Source organism: Armatimonadota bacterium (assembly GCA_031459855.1).
In the GTDB taxonomy this organism is placed as follows: Bacteria; Sysuimicrobiota; Sysuimicrobiia; order Sysuimicrobiales; family Humicultoraceae; genus Fervidifonticultor; species Fervidifonticultor primus.
The window spans coordinates 2,160,611-2,179,963 of the sequence record JAVKHP010000001.1 but is presented as its reverse complement, the minus strand read 5'-3'; the positions used below and the strand labels follow the sequence as shown (position 1 = coordinate 2,179,963).

The following is a 19,353-nucleotide window of genomic DNA, read 5'->3' as shown; positions in this document are numbered from 1 at the left end:
TGCCCGAGGTCTCCTATCGCCCGCCTCGTCCTCCGGCGGCCACGCTGACCGTCGCGCCAGCGTGTTCCAGGTGCTCTACCGCCCCCGACGGCTGCTGGAAGCTTTGCCCTTGGACGCTGCCCCGCGCGACGCTCCTGCCCCACCGCGCCGGCGCGCTGCCGGCGCCGCTTTGCCCGCCGCGTTCGCCGCGCGCGCGCCCCGCCGGCGCGCCGGCGCAGGGCGGCTGCTCCCCGACCCGCCCGTTGTGGTCTGGGGCTGTGCAGGCGGCGGGGGCACGTCGGCCGCGGTGAGCGCGCGGCCGGAGAGGTGCACGGTCCGGGTCGTCAGGCCGGCGCCGCGCAGCAGCCGCTCCACCGCGGCCACCGCGGCGGCGCCATCGGCCGCCCACACCGCGCACCGCGTCTCGAGGCAGTAGGTGCCGTCGCGAAACCGCGCCGGCGGCACGACCGTAGCGCGCACGACGGCAGGCGTGGCCTGCCGCGCGCGCTCGACCTCCTCGCCGACGCGGGCGATGTCGCCGCTGGTCGGCAGGCCCTGCAGGGCGATCTCGGCGATGACCTCGAATGGCCTGTCCGTCACACCGATCCCTCCGTCTCCGTGGGCGTGGTGGCCGGCGCGCGGCCTTCAGCCGGCGAAGTGGTCGCGAATCGCGGCCTGCGCCGCGTCGACGATCTCCTCCCACGCGGCCGAAGGGTCGCGCGTCACCGTCAGGAAGTCGTTCAGCAGGAACACCTGCACCACGCCGGGAATCGCCAGCAGCCGCGCTGCCAGCGGGTGACCCGCGGCCTCCTGGGGCGAGCGGAAGGTCTGGCTGCGGCCTTCCGTCAGCCGCCGGTTCAGCACGAACTTCATGGCGTTGACGTTCGGCGTGGGCTGGATCTCGATCCGTACCGGGTCCGTCACACAGACCTCCTGCGCCCGGACGCCGGCGCGCCCCGCGCGCCGGCGCGTGCTGCGCGCTGCGCGCGCCGCAGGTGGTGTTCGCGTTGCCCCCGGCCGGTTCCTTGGGCGCCGGCCCACGGGGTGCCGGCCCGCCTCAGTGGACGTGCGCGTCGCCCCCGGGGACCTCGCAGAACCACGCAGCCTGCCGGGCGAACGCCACCATGGCGGGCAGGAAGCCGCGGACGCGCGCGGTCAGCCGCTCGGCCGAGAGCAGGCCGGTGGACGTCAGCACCTGCCAGCGCACTTCCACCATCGACGCCAGTTCCAGGGCCAGGTCCATGGGCACCAGCGCCTGGTCGGCCAGCGGCAGGAAGACCTGCCAGCGCCGCGGCGGCCGTTCCAGGTCGAAGATGCTGAGCATCGCCTTGGCGATGCCGGTGGCCGCGCCCGCCCCGTTGCTGAACCACCCGAGCACCTGCGCCAGCCGGTCGGCGTCGCGGCCGGCGGCCTCGGCGTCGCGCGTCAGCGTCTCGAGCATGCTGGACGACGCCAGCAGGCGGCCCAACCGCCAGCCGATGCGCATCGGGTCGAGGGACTTCGGCGGCTGGGGCAGCAGGGCCTCGGCCCGGGCGGGCTGGGCGAGCCCCAGCGACCGGGCCTGCAGGATGGCGATGCGGGCGTCCTGCAACAGCTGCGGCCGTTCCGCCTCCAGGCGGGCCCGGGTGCGCGCCGCGAACGCCTCGCGCGTGGCGGGATCGTTGTCCACCAGCAGCTCGCCGGCGGTCAACACCTCGTAGATCACGGGCAGGATGTGGGTGTTGAGGGCAGCCGGCATCAGGATGCCCGGGAGCGGGCCCAGCGGGTTCTGCTCCGAGAGCCGCTCCAGGTACCCGCGCACGTCGTCCTCGTCGGCGTCGTCGGGGAAGAGCAGCGCCAGCTCGATGTCGGTGTCGGGAAAACTGGGCCCGGGTGGATAGCGGCCGTAGACGTAGACCGCAGCCACCTCGTCCTCGCCCTCGAAGAACGTCTTCAGGTGATGGAGTGCATCCACCGGTACTCTCCGGCGCCGCGGTGCGCCCGAAGCGACCAGCGCCTTCTGGGGGACTCTTTTCGTGCGCGGCGGACGGCGCCCTGCTGCCGGTGCCCGGACGGCCCGACCCCGCCAGGCTCCGCCCGCCACCGCGCCGTGGCGACACCGGGCTGGCCTGGGAGCGTCGAGCCGATCCCGGCCCGCGGCGGCCCACCGGCACGCGCGGCGGCGCCTGACCGCAGGAGTTTGGCATCCGCGGCGCCAATTGGTACACTTGTCGCACGACCCCAGACCGCTGACCGAGGTTGGCACGCATGCCCATCCCCACCCACGCGGACGAGCGCCGCACGGCGGCCAAGGTCGCGGCGCTGATCTTCGCCACCGTGGCCCTCGGCGTGGCGTTCACGCTCTACGCCCGTGGTCGCTGGTGGCTGCCGCCGGTTGCGTCGGCGCACGGCGTGCTGATCGACCGCCTCTTCTACAGCACGCTGTGGATCACCGGCGCCATCTTCGTCCTGGTCCACGCGTTCCTGGGGTACCTGGTGTGGCGGCACGGCGCCCGGGGTGACGAGCGGGCCGCGCACTGGCACGAGCACCGGCGGCTGGAGCTCACCTACACCCTCGTGCCGGCCGTGGGGCTGGCCGTGATGGTCTCGATGAGCGGCGTGGTCTGGTCGAAGATCCACCGCGCGCCCCCCTCCGACGCCATGGTGGTCGAAGTCCGCGGCGAGCAGTTCGCCTGGCAGTTCCGCTACCCGGGCCCCGACGGGCGGTTCGGGCGGACGGACCCGAAGCTCATCGACCCGCGGCGGAACCCCTGGGGGCTCGACCCCGCCGACCCGGCCGCGGCCGACGACCTCGTCACCCGCGACCTCCACCTGGTGGTGGACCGCCCGGTGCGGGTGCGGGTACGGGCCCGCGACGTGATCCACAGCTTCTTCGTCGCCGAGTTCCGGGTCAAACAGGACGCGGTGCCCGGCATGACCGTGGAGACCTGGTTCGTCCCCACGAAGACCGGCGTCTACGAGATCGCCTGCGCCGAGCTGTGCGGCGTCGGCCACTACGTGATGCGCGGCAGGGTGATCGTCGAGGGCCCTGACGCGTTCCAGGCGTGGCTGGGCCAGCAGAAACCGGCCCTGCCCCCGGCGCGGTAGCGCCCATCCCTCGCGTGAGGAGTCGGAACCGATGAGTACTTCGCACGCCGCGGCCACCACCGAGCACGTCGAGCACGAGCTGGGCTTCTTCCGCAAGTACATCTTCAGCCTCGACCACAAGATCATCGGCATCCAGTACCTGCTGACGTCGATGGTGATGGCGCTGATCGGCGGGGTGCTGGCCATGCTGATCCGGCTGCAGCTGGGGTTCCCCGGGTGGCGCTGGCCGGAGCTGCAGGCCCTCATGCCCGGGGGCTTCCAGAACGGGGTGCTGAAGCCCGACTTCTACCTGGCGCTGGTCACCATGCACGGCACCATCATGATCTTCTTCGTGCTGACCACGGCGCTGTCGGGGGGATTTGGCAACTTCCTGATCCCGCTGCAGATCGGCGCCCGGGACATGGCGTTCCCCTTCATGAACGCCCTCTCGTACTGGCTGTACCCGCCGGCCGTGGTCCTGCTGCTGGCGGCGTTCGTCGTGACCGGTGGCGCGCCGAGCAGCGGCTGGACCGCCTACCCGCCGCTGTCGGCCGTCGCGCAGGCCGCGCCGGGGTCGGGCCTGGGGCAGACGCTGTGGCTGCTGAGCCTGGTGGTGTTGATCCTGGCGTTCCTGTTCGGCGGCTTGAACTACATCACCACGGTGCTCCAGCTGCGGGCGCGGGGCATGTCCATGCTGCGCCTGCCGCTGACGATCTGGGCCATGTTCATCACGGCGCTGCTCATGCTGCTGTCGTTCCCGGTGCTGACCGCGGCGGTGATCATGCTGCTGTTCGACCGGCTGGCCGGGACCAGCTTCTTCGTGCCCGAGGTGGTGGTGGGCGGGCAGCTGCTGTCGCACACCGGCGGGAACCCCATCCTCTGGCAGCACCTGTTCTGGTTCCTGGGGCATCCCGAGGTCTACGTGCTCATCCTGCCGCCGATGGGCATGGTCTCGGACATCCTGGCAGCCAACAGCCGCAAGCCCATCTTCGGCTACCCCTTCATGGTGGGGTCCATGGCGGCGATCGGCATCCTCTCGTTCCTGGTCTGGGGCCACCACATGTACACCAGCGGCATGCACCCGCTGGTCGGCATGGCCTTCATGACCACCACCCTGGCCATCGCCGTGCCCTCGGCCGTGAAGACGTTCAACTGGCTGGCGACGCTGTGGCGGGCCCGCATCCGGTTCACCCCGGCCATGCTCTTCGCCATCGGCTTCGTCTCGCTGTTCGTCACGGGCGGGCTCACCGGGGTCTTCCTGGCCCAGCCGCCGGTGGACATCCAGATGCACGACACCTACTTCGTGGTGGCGCACTTCCACTTCGTGATGGCCAGCGCCGCCATGTTCGGCGTCTTCGCAGGCGTCTACCACTGGTTCCCCAAGATGTTCGGCCGGATGCTGAACGAGCGGTTGGGCCGCCTGCACTTCTGGCTGACGTTCATCGGCATCTACGCCACGTTCTTCCCCATGCACTTCCTGGGCTTCGCGGGCGTCACCCGCCGCTACTACGCGTACCAGCTGTTCGAGCGCCTGCGGGACGTCCAGCCCCTGAACACCGCCATCTCCATCGCCGCGTTCGGGCTGGGCCTGGCACAGCTGCTGTTCATCGCCAACTTCGTCTACAGCCTGTTCTGGGGTCCGCGGGCCGAGCGCAACCCGTGGCGGGCCACGACCCTGGAGTGGCAGGCACCGTCGCCCCCACCCCACGGCAACTGGGGCGCCGTCGAGCCCGAGGTGCACCGGTGGGCGTACGACTACAGCGTGCCCGGCGCCCCCGAGGACTTCATCCCCCAGACCACGCCGGCCGCGGCGGTCGCCGCGCCGGCCCACGGGCATGGCGGGCACGCGTAGTGGCGCACCGGAGGATCACCCGTGACGGCCTCTCTCGTCGGCACGAGCGTCAGCGGGATGTCGGCTCGCGTCGCGGCGGGCCAGCGGATCCGTGACGGCAGCCCCGCGCGCCGCGGTCGGCGCGCAGCAGCGGGTGGATAGGCCGTGAGCGCCCTCCAGACCCTGGAGAAACCGCGCGCCGACCGTCCGCCCCCGCACGGGCCAGCGGCCGGCGAGGGACCCGGGCGCGGTCCGGGCGACGGCGCACCCGCGCTGCAGCCGGCACGCGTGGCGACCTGGCTGCTGGTGGGCGTCGTGACCATCCTGTTCGCGTCGTTCAGCAGCACGTACCTCGCCCGTCGGACCCTGGCCGACTGGCGGCCGGTGGCGATGCCGCCGATCCTCTGGGTCAACACGGCGATGCTGTTGGCCAGCAGCGCCGCGCTGGAGGTCGCGCGCCGGGCGGCGCCCCGGGGCCGCAAAGCGGCGGCGCGGCGGGCGACGGCGGTGGCCGCATTGCTGGGGGCGGGGTTCCTGGTCGGGCAGGTGATGGCGTGGCGGGCGCTGGTGGCTGCCGGCGTCTACCTGGCGACCAGCCCGCACAGCGATTTCTTCTATCTCTTGACGGGCGCCCACGGCCTGCACCTGGCGGGCGGGCTCGTGGCCCTGGGCTACGCGTGGTGGCGCGCAGGCAGGGTCGCGGTGCCGACGACGGCGCAGGCGGCGACCCTGACGACGGTTGCAGTGTACTGGCACTTCGTGGACGTCCTGTGGCTGTACCTGCTGGTGATCCTGTTCTGGACGTAGACCGGCGGGGCGCAGCCCGCGGCAGGTGGCGTGGGAGCGGGCGCCATCGTGGCGGCAGCGTCCGGGCAGACGACCAGTGCCGTCGGACGAGGAGGAGACCGTGAGCGCAGGAGAGCATCGCACCACGCTGGCGGCCGAGTGGGGCGGCGGGCAGTCGCCCTTCGCGGTGGGCTGGCCGAAGTTCATGATGTGGCTGTTCCTGATCTCCGACACCCTGACGTTCGCGGGCCTGCTGACCGGGTATGGCGCCGTGCGCCTGGCGCTCGGCCGGTGGGTGCACCAGTTCGAGATCTTCAACATCGGGCTCGTCAGCCTCATGACGTTCATCCTCATCTGCAGCAGCGCCACCATGGCGGTCGCCGTGGGCGCCGCCCGGGCCGGCGACCGGCCCCGGGTGCTGCGGTACCTGCTGTTGACGGTCCTGGGCGGCCTGTTCTTCCTGGGCGCCCAGGCCTACGAATGGACGCACTTCATCGGCGAGGGGGCCCGCCTGTTCACCAACCCCTGGGGCATCCCGCAGTTCTCGGCGACGTTCTTCGTCATCACCGGGTTCCACGGCGGGCACGTGACGGCAGGAGTGATCTACCTGCTGCTCACCGCCCTGCGCTGGCGGCGCGGGACGATCCAGCCCGAGAGCGTGGAGATCGCCGGGCTGTACTGGCACTTCGTGGACCTGGTCTGGGTCTTCATCTTCACGCTGCTGTACCTGATCTGACGGAGGGACGCCGTGGCCGACGAGCATCACCGCGGGTACCGGATCTACGCCATCACCTGGTTCTGGCTGTTGGTCATCACGCTGCTGGAGGTCGCCATCGTCCTGGTGGGCGTGCCCCGGGCCGTGCTGGTGACGGCGCTGGTCGTGCTGGCCCTGATGAAGGCCGCCCTGATCATGGCCTACTTCATGCACCTGGCCTACGAGCGGCTGACCCTGGTCTACGCCGTGGTGGTGCCGATGGCGCTGCTGGCGGTGGTGATGTTTGCGTTCATCGGCCCCGACGCCCTGAGCGTGCACCGCATGCGCTAGGCGCGCACCGGCGCAGCGCTCACGCGAGCTGGACCTGGACAATGTGGCTTCTTGAGGCTACATTGTTGCCGTGAAGACCGTTGGGCTGCGGGAGTTGAAGAACCGCCTCAGCGCCTACGTGCGAGAGGTGCGCGCCGGCCGGTCGATCGCGGTGACCGATCGCGGGCAGGTGGTGGCAGAACTCCATCCTCCGGGGTTGACGCCGGGCACGCGGGTGCCGGCCGCCATCGCGCACCTGGCGCGGCGTGGCCTGCTGGCACCTGGCGCTCCCAACATCCCCGGGGTCTATCCACCGCAGCCTCCCCTGCTCCGCTCCACGACGTCGCGGGAACTCCTGGAGGCCGAGCGGGGCACGCGGTGAGATGCTACGCCGAATCGAGCGCGGTGCTGGCCTGGCTGCTCGGCGAAGACGCGGGGGAAGATGTCAGGCAGCTGCTCATCGGCGCTGAGGACGTGTTCACCTCCGTGCTCACCCTGGTCGAAACCGACCGCACGCTCATCAGGGCCCAGGTCGTCGACAACCTGACGCCGGTGGCGGTCGCCGATCGGCGCCGCGTCCTGGCCCGTGCCAGCCGGCGCTGGCACCTGGTCAACGTGGTGGAGGAGATCCTGGACCGCGCGCGGCGTCCGTTCCCGGGCGAACCGATCCGTACGCTGGACGCTCTGCACCTGGCGAGCGCGCTTGCCGTGCGCGCCGCGATCCCGGAGCTGACCGTCCTCAGCCTGGACCAGCGCATCAGAAATGCCTGCGTCGAGTTGGGGTTCGATGTGCTTCCAGGGGCACATGGCTGACGGCACGCGGACGGCCGGCACCGCCCCGGCCCATTCCGTTGGCGTGAAGCTGGCCCGCAGCGGCGCCCAGGGCAGTATGCAGCGGGCGCCTGTACCCTGCACGCTGCACCACAGCCGACAACCGTAGCCACAAGGACCGGCATCAGGTCGGCAGCCGGCGCCTGTACCCGCCACGCCCCGGACCGCCCGGGGGCTCAGCCCACCAGCCGGTCGACCGCCATCGCCGCGAAGAGCAGCCCCAGGTAGACCACGGAGTACTCGAAGACCACCCACGCCTGCTGCGGCGTGGGACGCCGCGCCAGCCGCGCCACCAGCACGACGAACGGTACCGCCAGGACCACCGCGGCGACGAGGTAGAGTCGGCCCAACACGCCCAGGCCCGCCAGGACCAGCGTCGCCGCCACCAGGGCCAGGGTGTACCGCACCATCTGGCGCAGGGTCTCCTGCGGGCCCGCCACTACGGGCAGCATCGGCACCCCCGCGGCACGGTACTCGTCCTGTCGGTGGAGCGCCAGCGCCCAGAAATGCGGTGGCGTCCATAGGAAGACGATGGCGAACAGCACGACGGCCGGCAGGGCCACCTGGTTGGTGACGGCGGCCCAGCCCACCAGGGGTGGAATCGCACCGGCAGCGCCGCCGATGACGATGTTCTGCGGGGTGCTCCGTTTGAGCCACAGGGTGTAGACGCCCACGTAGAACACGATGCCGCCCGCCGCCAGGATCGCCGACAGCCAGTTCACCCCAAGCCCCAGCACCAGCACCGCTGCCACGGCCAGCGCCATCCCGAAGGCCAGGGCGCTGCGCGGGGCGACGCGGCCCGCGGGCAAGGGGCGGCCGCGCGTGCGGCGCATCAGGGCGTCGATGTCACGGTCGCAGTAGCAGTTGATGGCGTTGGCGCTGCCGGCGGCCAGGGCGCCGCCGAGCAGCGTGAGCGCCACGAGCGCCGCGCCGGGACGTCCCCCGTCCGCCACCACCATGGTGGTGAGCGTGGTGAGCAGGAGCAGCACGACGATGCGCGGCTTCGTCAGGGCCAGGTAGTCGGCCACCAGGCGCGCCACACCGTGCCCGGACACAGGGGCCGCACTGCGGCTGCCCGACGCCGGTGCCAGAGCGCGCCCATCCGACGGCTGCGCCGCCGACACGCGCGCATCGCCCGGAGCCCGCAGCCAGGTGGCCAGCGCCACCAGCACCGCCAGCAACGCCGCGGCACCGCCCAGGTGGGCCACGCGCACCTCCAGGGCAAGACGCGTGGTGACGTTAAGCACCCCGAGCCCCACCTGCACCAGCGCGAGGACTGCGGCCGCCAGGACACCACGGCGCACCGGTGCCTCAGGGCTTGCCCGCCCCCGCGCGGCCAGCACCAGCACCACGGCGACGACGGCGAGCCCCAGCAGGCGGTGCACGGCGTGCAGCACCGCTGGCGGCGGCCCAGCGGGCACGACGGCGCCATGGCACAACGGCAGGCCGCCGCAGGCCAGGCCGGCGCCGAAGGCGCTGGTGAACCCTCCGGTCAGGATCTGCACGTACGTCAGGGCGACGGCCACTGCTGCCAGCCGCGACAGGCCCGGGCCGCCGGCGGACGCCGCACGCGGGTGGCCGGCACGGTGGGCGTGCGTGGCGAACGCCGCCAGGAGACCAGTGAACGCCATCGCCGTGCCCAGGTGGACGCCCACGACCACCGGAGTCAGCGACGAGAGGACCGTGGCACCGCCCAGGCCCACCTGCAGGCCCAGCAGGGCCAGGAGCCCCACCGCGCGCCGCGCGAGCCCGCCTGGGCCGCGGCTGTGCATCCACGCCAGCACCGCGAGCCACAGCACGAGCAGTCCCACTGCGGAGGCCAGCAGCCGGTGGCCGTACTCGATCAGCACCAGACGGTCCAGCGGCGGGATCAGGCGTCCGTGGCACAGCGGCCAGTCGGGGCACGCCAGTCCCGCACCGGTGGCGCTGACGATCGCCCCCACCACCAGCAGCACCCAGGTGGCGGCCAGCGCGACCAGCGACAACACACGGAGTGTCCTCATGAACGCAGGCGGCGGGTCAGGGATCGGGCGTGCGGATGGTGCCCATGGAATCCTGCGTCGTGTTCGCGGCCGGCCGCAGCGACTCCTGCGCTTCGCGGGGACGACAGCACCACGCGGGGCCGCCCACGTGCTGCCACGCCGCAGCGCTCACGCGTCGCGGGGCAACACCGGGAGCGTCCACCCCACTGCCGCTTCGAGACGGCGCGCGATGCCCAGCAGCAGGCTCTCGGCGAACGGCCCCGCTGCCAGCTGCACTGCCACCGGCAGCCCCTCGGTGCTGAGCCCGACCGGCAGCGAGATCGCCGGCAGCCCCGTCGCGTTGAAGAGGCGGGAGAACCGCGCGAGCACCCGCCGCACCTCCTGCCAGGCCGGACCGGTCGGGTCTGCGTCGGCAATGCGGGGCGCGGCGACGGCGAGCATGGGCGCGAGTAGCACCGGGGTCTCGCGCAGGCGGGCGCTGATCTCGGCCTGCAGCTGCGCGAGCACCTGGCGGGCCTGGGCCACGGCCTCGGGCGGCGTCGCGGCGCCCTGCGCGAGGATCGCGCGCACGTCGGGGCCGTACTCGGCCTCGCGTCCCGGAAAGCGGGCCCGGTGCACCCGCGCGGCCTCCCACCGCAGCACCACCAGCTGGGCCTCGTGGGCGGCCTCCGCGTGCTCCAGCCGCACCGGCCTGACCGGGTGCCCGGCGTCCTCGAGGAGTCGTGCCGCGTCGTCGAGGGCACGGGCGACGGCCGGGTCGAGCCCGGTCTCGAAGAACGGCCCCACCAAGCGGCCCACCGGTAGCCCGTCCGGGATCGCCAGCATGCTCCGCGTGTACGGTTCGGACGGCACCCGGCTCGTGTGCTCGTCGGCCGGGTCAGGACCGGCCAGCACCTCCAGCAGCAGCGCCGCATCGCCCACCGTGCGCGTCATGGGCCCCACGGTGTCGAACGACGCTGCCAGGGGAAAGACGCCGTGGCGGCTGACGCGCCCGAACGTGGGCTTGAGCCCGACGATCCCGCAACACGCCGCGGGCAGACGGATGGAACCGCCGGTGTCGGTGCCCAGGGCGGCTACAGCCAGCCCGGCGGCGACCGCGGCGGCGGACCCGCTGCTGGAGCCGCCGGTGATGCGCTCGAGGTTCCATGGGTTGCGCGCGAAGCGCCCGTGCGGGTTGACGCCGGTCACCCCCAATGCCACCTCGTGCAGGGTGGTGAGGCCGAGCACGACCGCGCCCGCCGCCTCCAGCCGCCGGACCGCGGTCGCCGTCTCGCGCGAGGGCTCGCGGCCCAGCAGCGGCGACCCCGCGCCCAGGGGCACGCCGGCGATCGCCAGCAGGTCCTTGACGGCGACCGGGACGCCGTGCAGCGGGCCCTGGGGGCCGCCAGCGCGCAGGCGCGCGTCCAGATCCCGGGCGCGCGCGCGGGCAGCATCGGCGAAGACGCGCACGTACGCCCCGACCCGGTCGTCGACAGCCGCGATCCGGCGCAGGTACGCGTCCACCGCGTCGACGCACGAGAGCGCCCCGCGCGCGATGGCGGCGGCCAGCTCCGCGGCGCCAAGTTGCGTGGGATCGGTCATGGGAGGCGCACTTCGGCTCCAGGCCCGGGCTTCCTGCAGCGGCCGCTACAGGCGGCGTCGGGGTGCCCGCGGCACCTGCCTCCCGTCTTGACAGCGGGGCGTCGTGGGGTGTGGTGGTGGGGCCTCCCGCACCGGTTCCGCACGGGGCGATTCTACGTTCACAGCGGGGACCGTCGTGGGGTCTGGTGGTGGGGCCTGTAGGAGTCCCGGGCCCCCGCCTGGAACTCCTTCGCCAACGTTCCAACAGGCACGGAGGCTTGCCATGAGCGACGCGCCGATCACGTCCCTGCTCGTCGAGCACCGGAGCTTCGCGCCGCCCGAGGCGTTCCGGGCGCGCGCCAACGTGCAGGACCCTGGCGTCTACGAGGCGGCCCGCCGCGACCCTGAGGGGTTCTGGGCAGCGGCAGCTGAAGAGCTCCACTGGTTCCGCAAGTGGGACCGGGTGCTGGAATGGGCGCCGCCCGACGCCAGGTGGTTCGTGGGCGGCCGCACCAACATCGCCTATAACTGCCTGGACCGGCACCTGCGCACACCGCGGCGCAACAAGGCGGCGATCATCTGGGAAGGCGAGCCGGGCGAGAGCCGGGTGCTCACCTACTGGGACCTGGCCCGCGAGGTGAACCGCTGCGCCAACGCGCTGCTGGCCATGGGCGTGCAGCGCGGCGATCGCGTGGCGATCTACCTCCCCATGATCCCGGAACTGCCCATCGCCATGCTGGCCTGCGCCCGCATCGGTGCCGCCCACACCGTGGTCTTCGGCGGGTTCTCCGCCGAGGCGCTGCGCGACCGCATCAACGACGCGCAGGCCAAGGTCGTCATCACGGCCGACGGCGGCTACCGCCGCGGCCAGATCGTGCCCCTCAAGCGCAACGTGGACCAGGCGCTGGACGACTGCCCCACGGTGCAGAAGGTGCTGGTCGTCCGCCGCATCGGCGACGCCGCGCAGATCCAGATGGTCGAGGGCCGGGACCGCTGGTGGCACCGCGCCCTGGACGGCATGCGGCTGGACTGCCCGGCCGAGGAGATGGACAGCGAGGACCTGCTCTACATCCTCTATACCAGCGGCACCACGGGCAGGCCCAAGGGCATCGTGCACACCACGGGCGGCTACATGGTCGGAGTGTACCTCACCACCCGCTGGGTGTTCGACCTCAAGGAAGACGACGTCTACTGGTGCACGGCCGACATCGGCTGGGTGACGGGGCACTCGTACATCGTCTACGGTCCCCTGCTCAACGGCGCCACCGTCGTGATGTACGAGGGCACGCCCGACTGGCCCGAGCGGGACCGGTTCTGGGCCATCGTGGAGAAGTACGGCGTGACGATCCTCTACACCGCGCCCACGGCGATCCGCACGTTCGTCAAGTGGGGACCCGAGTGGCCGGCGCGCCACGACCTCTCGACGCTGCGGCTGCTGGGCACGGTGGGCGAACCCATCAACCCCGAGGCCTGGATGTGGTACCGCACCCACATCGGCGGCGACCGCTGCCCGGTGGTGGACACCTGGTGGCAGACCGAGACGGGCATGATCCTCATCACGCCCCTGCCGGGGCTCACCACGCTCAAGCCGGGCTCCGCGACGGTCCCCTTCCCCGGCATCGATGCCGACGTGGTCGACGAGCAGGGACGATCTACTCCGCCCGACGTCGGCGGCTACCTGGTGCTGCGCCAGCCCTGGCCGGCGATGCTGCGGGGCATCTACGGCGACCCCGAGCGCTACCGCCAGCAGTACTGGTCGCGCTTCCCCGGCCTGTACTTCACCGGCGACGGCGCCCGCCGGGACGCCGACGGCTACTTCTGGTTGCTGGGACGCGTGGACGACGTCATCAACGTCGCCGGCCACCGCATCGGCACCATGGAGGTCGAATCGGCCCTGGTGGCCCACCCCAAGGTGGCCGAGGCGGCCGTGGTGGGCATCGCCCACGAGATCAAGGGGCAGGCCCTGGCCGCGTTCGTGACGCTCAAGGAGGGCATCCCCAACAGCCCCCAGACCGCGGACGAGCTGCGGGCGCACGTGGCGGAGAAGATCGGGGCCATCGCCCGACCGGACCGGATCCTGTTCACGGCCGAGCTGCCCAAGACGCGCAGCGGCAAGATCATGCGCCGCCTGCTGCGCGACATCGGCGAGGGGCGTGTGCTGGGCGACACCACCACGCTCGCCGATCCGTCGGTGGTGCAGGCGCTGAAGGCGCGCTACGAGGAGGACACGGGCTCGGCCTGAGGGTGCCCCCGGTCAGAGCCAAGCCGGGTGGCCCGCAGGGGCGGTTGATCGTCGGCGGGCCCGCCAAGATCCAGGACGCGGGGGTGCTGCGCCGGCAGGCCAGTGCCGGCGTGGAGCATCGCCCGCAGACGCACCAGCGCTCCGGCCAGCACCCGCGAGACGTGCTTCTGCGAGATGCCCAGGCGGCGAGCCGTCTCTACCTGCGTCAAATCCGTAAAGAAGATGTAAAAGACCACCGCGCGCTGGAGGGGGCTCAGGCGCATCAGGGCGTCGAGGAGAACCAGGCGATCCTCGACGGCGGCGTCCCATTGTACCCGCAACCCCGCGACCTGCGCCGGGTCGATGCCAGGATCGCCGTCTTCGGTCTCGACGTCCAGGGACAGGATGCGCACCGCCTGGCGCGTGCGCAATACCTGCGCCAGCACCTCCTCGTCCACGCCGAGCGCGGCGGCCAGGTCGGCCAGCCCCGGGTAACGACCATGGTCCTCGAGATGGCGATAGGTGGCCTGCTCGATCTGCTCGTTCACGCGCTCGAGCCACCGGGGCCGGCGCATGGTGGTGTGATGGTCCCGCAGGTAGTGCCGGATCTCGCCCCGGATGAAGTGCCGGGCGAAGAGCACGAACGGCGTACCCCGGGCCGGATCGTAGTGCTCGATGGCGTGCAGGAGCCCAAGGTAGCCGACCTGCACGAGGTCGTCGTACGCCCCCGCCCCCGCGTACTCGGATGCCACCCCCCGGACGAGCGGCGCGCACAAGCGGACTAGCGCGTCCCGGGTGGCGGGATCGCGCGTCTGGACGTACGCCGCGGCGAGGACGTCGGGACCCCTGACTGGAACCGTGGGTTTTTCGGAAGACGTCGCGGCACGGTGACGCATGGGCGCACAACTCCCCGCGTCGCCCGGCCGCGACGCAGTCTCGACGTACCGATGTTAGGGTTGTTGGCGAATTCGACGCGGGCGCGAGAACTCCTCCTGCACCGTCATCGAACCGCGTCGAGGCTGAACGCCCGGTGCACGGCGCGTACCGCCCGGTGGACGTCGGCGGCGGCCACCACGCACGAGATCTTGATCTCCGACGTGCTGATCATCTGGATGTTGATGCCCTCGCCGGCCAGCGCCCCGAACATCGTGGCCGCCACCCCGGGGTTGCTGGCCATGCCGGCGCCGACGATCGACACCTTGGCCACGTCCTGGGCCGCCGCCACCTCCGCTGCGCCGATCTCCCGGGCCACCTCCCGGGTCACCTCCTCGGCCAGCGCGGCATCGGCCTTGGTCACGGTGAACGAGATGTCGGCCCGCCCATCGCGGCTGGCCGTCTGCACGATCATGTCCACGTTGATGTGCCGTGCGGCCAGCGCCGAGAAGATGCGGTGGGCGATGCCCGGCACGTCGGGCACGTCGCGGATCGTGATGCGGGCCACGTCCAGGTCGTGGGTGACCCCGGTGACCAGCCGGACGCGTTCCATGGTGGGGACCTCCTCCACGATCGTTCCGGGTTCCTCGCTCCAGGTGGACCGCACATGGAGCCGCACCCGGTAGTGCTTGGCGTACTCCACCGACCGCGTCTGCAGCACTACCGCGCCGCTGCTGGCCATCTCGAGCATCTCGTCGTACGAGATGACGTCCAGTTTGCGCGCCTCGGGCACAACTCGCGGGTCGGCGGAGAACACGCCCGCCACGTCGGTGTAGATCTCACACGCGGCGGCGCCCAGCGCCGAGGCCAGGGCCACCGCCGTGACGTCGCTGCCGCCGCGTCCCAGGGTGGTGATCTCGTGGTCGGGCGTCACCCCCTGGAATCCGGCCACCACCACCACGCGCCCCCGGGCCAGTTCGGCGTCGATGCGCCGGCGGTCGACCTCGAGGATCCGGGCCTTGGTGTGCACCCCGTCGGTGAGGATGCGCACCTGGCTGCCGGTGAGGGAGATCGCCTCCTGCCCCAGCTCCTGAATGGCCATGGAGAGCAAGGCGATCGAGATCTGCTCGCCGACCGCCAGCAGCATGTCGAGCTCACGGGCCGGAGGGCGCGGGCTGATCTCCCGGGCCCGCGCGATGAGCTCGTCGGTCATGTCGCCGGGCGCCGACACCACCACCACCACCTCGTGGCCGGCCCGGCGCGTGGCCACCACGCGCCCGGCGACGTGGCGTACCCGTTCTGCGGTCGCGACCGACGTGCCACCGTACTTCTGGACGATCAGTGCCACGGTGCGCCTCCGCTCGTCTGCTTGCCGCTCGTCCGTCCGCCTCCCGTTCGCCCACCGCCCGCGGGGCTCACGGGCTGGTCAACGCCTTGCCCAGCGCTTCCAGCGTCGGCGTCACCCGCACGGGCTCTACGCCGGGGACGGCGTCGGGATCCTTCAGGCCGTGTCCGGTCAGCACGCACACCACCTCGCCCTCGCCCGGCGGCAGGTACGCCAGGCCCGCAGCGGCCGCCGCCGAGGCGGGTTCCACGAAAATGCCTTCCCGGGCCAGCGCGCGCTGCGCGGCGGCGATCTCGTCGTCGGTCACCTGGAGGAACGCGCCGCCCGAGGCCCGTGCCGCCTCCACCGCGCCCTGCCAGTTGGCGGGGCGGCCGATGCGGATGGCCGAGGCTAGGGTCTTGGGCTCCGCGACGGGCGCGCCGCGCACCAGCGGGTTGGCGCCAGCAGCCTGCACGCCGAACAGGCGGGGCCGGGTCGTCACGCGGCCGGCCTCGGCGTAGCGGACGAACCCGCGCCAGTACGCCGTGATGTTGCCGCCGTTGCCCACCGGCAGCACCACGGCGGCGGGCGCATGCCCCAGCGCGTCGCAGATCTCGAAGGCCGCGGTCATCTGGCCGTCCAGCCGCAGCGGGTTCAACGAGTTCACCAGCACGTCGCCAAAGGCCCGACTCGCCGCCTGCGCCAGGTCCAACGCCCGGTCGAAGCCCGCCTCGATGGCCAGCACCTGCGCGCCGTGGGCGATGGCCTGCACGAGCTTGCCCCGGGCGACGGCGCCAACAGGGAGCAGGATCGCGCACCGCAGCCCCGCGCGGGCGGCGTAGGCGGCCGCTGCGGCCGCGGTGTTGCCGGTGGACGCGCAGATGACGCCGCGCGCCCCTTCGGTGGCCGCCGCGCTCACGGCCAGGGTCATGCCCCGGTCCTTGAACGACCCCGTGGGGTTGCAGCCCTCGAGCTTGAGCCACACGGGGCGGCCGAGCTGGCGCGACAGGCGCGTCGAGGGCACCAGGGGCGTGTGGCCCTCCTGCAGCGTGACCACGACGCGCACCGGGGGCAACCACGTCCGGTAGGCTTCCACGACGCCCGGCCAGGCGACGGTCGCCATGGCGCTACGCAGCGATCCGCAGCGCCGCGTGGACCGACCGGACGACGTCCAGCGCCCGCAGGCGGTCCAGCACGCGCTGCATCGCGGCCTCCACCGCCTCGTGGGTCACCAGCACGACGTCGGCGGTGACCCCGCGGCTCTTCTGCACGATGGACGCGATGCTGACCTGCTCGTCGCCAAAGGCCGCGGCCACCCGCGCGAACACGCCAGGCCGGTCGGCCACCTCCAGGGCCACGCAGTAGGGTCCGACGACCTCGGCCATTTCGCGCACGGGCACCGTCCGTGGGGGCAGACCGCCCAGGCGCCCGGTGGCGCCGGCCCGCAGGTTGCGCGCCACGTCGATCACGTCCCCCAGCACCGCGCTGGCCGTGGGGCCGCCGCCGGCGCCGCGCCCCTCGAGCATGAGGCGGCCCACGGGGTCCGCCTCGATCAGCACCGCGTTGACCTCGTCGCCGACGCCCGCCAGGGGGTGGTCGACGGGCACCAGCGCCGGGTGCACGCGCGCCTCGACGGCGCCGTCGTCGTCGCGCGCGATCGCCAGCAGTTTCACCACGTAGCCGAGTTCCCGCCCATAGGCGATCACCCGGGGCGTGATGGCGCCGATGCCCTCGCGGTAGACGTCGGCGCTCGTGAGCCGGCAGCCGAAGGCCACGGAGGCCAGGATCGCGAGCTTCGCCGCCGCGTCGTGGCCGTCGACGTCGTCGGTCGGATCGGCCTCGGCGAACCCCCGCTGCTGCGCGTCGGCCAGCGCCTCGCCGAACGAGATGCCCTCGCGGGTCATCCGCGTGAGGATGAAGTTCGTGGTGCCGTTGATGATACCCAGCAGCTGCCGGATCCGGTTGCCGGCCAGCGCCTCGCGGATCGTCTTGATGATGGGGATGCCACCGGCCACGCTGGCCTCGAAGCAGAGGTCCACGCCGGCCGCGTTGGCCGCCGCGCGCAGCTCGTCGCCGCGGGTGGACATCAGCTGCTTGTTGGCGGTGACCACGGCCTTGCGGCGCGTCAGGGCCTCCAGCAGGTACGAGCGGGCGGGCTCGAGACCGCCCATGGCCTCCACCACCACGTCGACCGCGGGATCGGCGACCACCGCCCGCGCGTCGCCGACCAACACGCCGGGCGGAAACGCGACGGCGCGCGGGCGCGCAGGGTGCGCCACCGCCACGCGGTGGAGCACGATGGGCACCCCGGCCTGCCGGGCGAGTTCCTCGGACCGCTCCAGCAAGAGCCGCGCCACGGCGCTGCCGACGGTTCCCAGGCCGAGCAGGCCCACACGGCAGGCGTCAGCCACGGTCACAGACGTCGACGATGGCGCGCATGATGCCCTCCGTATACCAAGCGCGCCGCGGACGTGTCAAGCGACGCGCAGGGGTAGCGGTGTCGCACACCGGACCCCGGCAGGCCGCAGCCGCGCGGCCGCGCCGTGCCGGGTTCCGCCAGCGGCGCAGTTATGGTGTAATCGGTGTACAGGTTGGTGCATGCCATGGGACGACATCCGTCGCGTCGACATGCCACGCCCGAGGAGGCGCCCATCGGCCGCCGCATCCGGCAGCGGCGGCGCGAGCTGGGCATGACGCAGTCCGCGCTGGCGGGCCCCGACTACACCAAGAGCTTCATCAGCCAGCTCGAGGGCGGGTTCGCCGATCCGTCCCTGGACACGCTGCGGTACCTCGCCCGCCGGCTCCAGACCTCGCTTTCGGGCATCGCCGGCGACATGCAGGACCAGCGCCTCGCCGCGCTGGAGGGGCTGGTGGCGTGGGCGCGCGACCTGGCGGCCAGTCGCCACGCGCCACTGGCCCGGCGCGCGCTGGAACTCGCCGCCGACCTCGCCGCGACCGGCGGCTGGACGCTCCAGCGGGCCGACGCGATGCTGGCCCTGGCCGAGCTGGAGCTCGAGAGCGGCCGGCTCGAGCGGGCCGCGGTCGTCCTGCAAGAGCTGGACGCGTTCGTTGCGGGACTGGGCGCGCGTACCCTGGCGCGCCGCGATCTGGTGGTCGGCTCGCTGGCGATGCGCCGGGGCGACGCGGCCACCGCGGCGGCGATGTTTCGCGAGGCGCTGGGGCGCCTGCGCAGTCCCGCGCGCCAGCCGGACCTGACCGTGCGCCTGCTGCTGGCGTACGCGACGGCGCTGGTGCAGCGCGGTGACGTCCGCCAGGCGCGCCGCCGGTTGGACGTCGCGGCCCGCCTGGCGGCGCGCTACAAGTTGGGGGCGCTGCTGGCCCGCGCGTGGCTCGGGCTGGGGCTGCTCGCCTACGGCCAGGACGCGATGGCCGAGGCGCGGGAGACGCTGGAGCGGGCACGGCAGACCGCGCGAAGCGCCGGCGACCGCCGTACCGAACTGGAGAGCCTGATCCACCTCGGCCGGGTGCACCTCGCGATGGGGGAGGCGTCGGTGGCGCTGGAGGCGGCCCAGGAGGCCACCACGCTGGCGCAGGGCACCGGGGACGACAGCGCGACGGCGCGCGCCGCCGCGGTGCTGGGCCGGGCGCTGCTGGCGCTGGGGCGCGCCGACGACGCCCTGCCGGTGCTCGAAGGTGCCCTGCAGCGGCTGGGGACGGAGGACAGCGCGCAGGAACTGGCTGAGGCAGCCGACGCGCTCGGCCGGTACCATCAGGCCCGCAACGAGCAGGAGCGCGCCACCCACTACTTCGAGATCGCGCTGGGCGCATCGCGCGTCGGGCGCCTGCACGCCGGACGGGCCTTGCTCTCGATCGCCTGAACGCCCGCGGGCGGCGAGCTGGCGACGCGCTGGTGCG

Annotated in this window: 18 protein-coding genes; 9 read left to right on the top strand and 9 right to left on the bottom strand. The window is 72.8% G+C overall.

Annotated elements, in window-relative coordinates:
* Positions 1-75: 75 nt before the first annotated feature.
* The 3 genes from QN157_09975 to QN157_09965 all read right to left on the bottom strand — a co-directional run bounded on the left by QN157_09975 (position 76) and on the right by QN157_09965 (position 1,933).
* Positions 76-579 carry a hypothetical protein gene (locus QN157_09975; protein MDR7555923.1) on the bottom strand — a complete coding sequence of 168 codons (504 nt, stop codon included), beginning with the start codon at positions 577-579 and terminating at the stop codon, positions 76-78.
* Between the two features lie 45 nt (positions 580-624).
* Positions 625-903: a NifU N-terminal domain-containing protein gene (locus QN157_09970; protein MDR7555922.1), complete on the bottom strand. Its 279-nt coding sequence runs from the start codon at positions 901-903 to the stop codon at positions 625-627.
* Positions 904-1,036: 133 nt separating this feature from the next.
* Positions 1,037-1,933 carry a nucleotidyltransferase domain-containing protein gene (locus tag QN157_09965; protein ID MDR7555921.1) on the bottom strand — a complete coding sequence of 299 codons (897 nt, stop codon included), beginning with the start codon at positions 1,931-1,933 and terminating at the stop codon, positions 1,037-1,039.
* A 293-nt stretch (positions 1,934-2,226) separates the two neighbouring features.
* Here QN157_09965 and coxB point away from each other — a divergent pair, with 293 nt between their 5' ends.
* From coxB to QN157_09930, 7 genes are all read left to right on the top strand, one after another.
* Positions 2,227-3,066: a cytochrome c oxidase subunit II gene (coxB, locus tag QN157_09960; GenBank protein MDR7555920.1), complete on the top strand. Its 840-nt coding sequence runs from the start codon at positions 2,227-2,229 to the stop codon at positions 3,064-3,066.
* Between the two features lie 31 nt (positions 3,067-3,097).
* On the top strand, positions 3,098-4,897 hold the full coding sequence (locus tag QN157_09955) for a cbb3-type cytochrome c oxidase subunit I (GenBank protein ID MDR7555919.1): 1,800 nt from the start codon (positions 3,098-3,100) through the stop codon (positions 4,895-4,897).
* A gap of 144 nt (positions 4,898-5,041) precedes the next feature.
* Complete coding sequence (locus QN157_09950) at positions 5,042-5,683, top strand: cytochrome c oxidase subunit 3 (GenBank protein ID MDR7555918.1); 642 nt, start codon at positions 5,042-5,044, stop codon at positions 5,681-5,683.
* Positions 5,684-5,783: 100 nt separating this feature from the next.
* The gene (locus QN157_09945; GenBank protein MDR7555917.1) at positions 5,784-6,398 is read left to right on the top strand and encodes a cytochrome c oxidase subunit 3; all 615 of its coding nucleotides are present in this window, start codon (positions 5,784-5,786) and stop codon (positions 6,396-6,398) included.
* A gap of 12 nt (positions 6,399-6,410) precedes the next feature.
* Positions 6,411-6,707 carry a cytochrome C oxidase subunit IV family protein gene (locus QN157_09940; protein MDR7555916.1) on the top strand — a complete coding sequence of 99 codons (297 nt, stop codon included), beginning with the start codon at positions 6,411-6,413 and terminating at the stop codon, positions 6,705-6,707.
* A gap of 70 nt (positions 6,708-6,777) precedes the next feature.
* Positions 6,778-7,068 (top strand): type II toxin-antitoxin system prevent-host-death family antitoxin, encoded by a 291-nt coding sequence (locus QN157_09935; protein MDR7555915.1) that lies wholly within the window; start codon positions 6,778-6,780, stop codon positions 7,066-7,068.
* A complete protein-coding gene (locus tag QN157_09930) occupies positions 7,065-7,499 on the top strand; it encodes a type II toxin-antitoxin system VapC family toxin (GenBank protein MDR7555914.1) in 435 nt (144 codons plus the stop codon). Before QN157_09935 ends, QN157_09930 begins: the two co-directional genes overlap by 4 nt.
* A 194-nt stretch (positions 7,500-7,693) precedes the next feature.
* On the opposite strand, the gene QN157_09925 is transcribed toward QN157_09930, so the two are convergent.
* The gene (locus QN157_09925) at positions 7,694-9,505 is read right to left on the bottom strand and encodes a heme o synthase (protein MDR7555913.1); all 1,812 of its coding nucleotides are present in this window, start codon (positions 9,503-9,505) and stop codon (positions 7,694-7,696) included.
* 162 nt (positions 9,506-9,667) lie between these two features.
* Positions 9,668-11,080, bottom strand: a complete 1,413-nt coding sequence (locus QN157_09920) for an amidase (GenBank protein ID MDR7555912.1) — start codon at positions 11,078-11,080, stop codon at positions 9,668-9,670.
* A 262-nt stretch (positions 11,081-11,342) separates the two neighbouring features.
* On the opposite strand from QN157_09920, the gene acs reads away from it, so the two are divergent.
* Complete coding sequence (acs, locus tag QN157_09915) at positions 11,343-13,301, top strand: acetate--CoA ligase (protein MDR7555911.1); 1,959 nt, start codon at positions 11,343-11,345, stop codon at positions 13,299-13,301.
* Here the strand turns inward: acs and QN157_09910 are convergent.
* The 4 genes from QN157_09910 to QN157_09895 all read right to left on the bottom strand — a co-directional run bounded on the left by QN157_09910 (position 13,274) and on the right by QN157_09895 (position 17,870).
* Positions 13,274-14,176 (bottom strand): sigma-70 family RNA polymerase sigma factor, encoded by a 903-nt coding sequence (locus QN157_09910; GenBank protein ID MDR7555910.1) that lies wholly within the window; start codon positions 14,174-14,176, stop codon positions 13,274-13,276. The genes acs and QN157_09910 overlap by 28 nt on opposite strands.
* A 104-nt stretch (positions 14,177-14,280) precedes the next feature.
* Positions 14,281-15,501, bottom strand: a complete 1,221-nt coding sequence (locus QN157_09905) for an aspartate kinase (protein MDR7555909.1) — start codon at positions 15,499-15,501, stop codon at positions 14,281-14,283.
* 67 nt (positions 15,502-15,568) lie between these two features.
* A complete protein-coding gene (thrC, locus tag QN157_09900) occupies positions 15,569-16,600 on the bottom strand; it encodes a threonine synthase (GenBank protein ID MDR7555908.1) in 1,032 nt (343 codons plus the stop codon).
* A gap of 4 nt (positions 16,601-16,604) precedes the next feature.
* Positions 16,605-17,870 carry a homoserine dehydrogenase gene (locus QN157_09895; GenBank protein ID MDR7555907.1) on the bottom strand — a complete coding sequence of 422 codons (1,266 nt, stop codon included), beginning with the start codon at positions 17,868-17,870 and terminating at the stop codon, positions 16,605-16,607.
* A gap of 210 nt (positions 17,871-18,080) precedes the next feature.
* On the opposite strand from QN157_09895, the gene QN157_09890 reads away from it, so the two are divergent.
* A complete protein-coding gene (locus QN157_09890; protein ID MDR7555906.1) occupies positions 18,081-19,316 on the top strand; it encodes a tetratricopeptide repeat protein in 1,236 nt (411 codons plus the stop codon).
* The last annotated feature ends 37 nt before the right edge of the window (positions 19,317-19,353 follow it).

Coding starts and splice junctions, on each gene's coding strand:
- coxB (MDR7555920.1), top strand. CDS start 2,227: ATGCCCATCCCCACCCACGCGGACGAGCGCCGCACGGCGGCCAAGGTC.
- QN157_09955 (MDR7555919.1), top strand. CDS start 3,098: ATGAGTACTTCGCACGCCGCGGCCACCACCGAGCACGTCGAGCACGAG.
- QN157_09920 (MDR7555912.1), bottom strand. CDS start 11,080: ATGACCGATCCCACGCAACTTGGCGCCGCGGAGCTGGCCGCCGCCATC.
- acs (MDR7555911.1), top strand. CDS start 11,343: ATGAGCGACGCGCCGATCACGTCCCTGCTCGTCGAGCACCGGAGCTTC.
- QN157_09910 (MDR7555910.1), bottom strand. CDS start 14,176: ATGCGTCACCGTGCCGCGACGTCTTCCGAAAAACCCACGGTTCCAGTC.
- thrC (MDR7555908.1), bottom strand. CDS start 16,600: ATGGCGACCGTCGCCTGGCCGGGCGTCGTGGAAGCCTACCGGACGTGG.
- QN157_09890 (MDR7555906.1), top strand. CDS start 18,081: ATGGGACGACATCCGTCGCGTCGACATGCCACGCCCGAGGAGGCGCCC.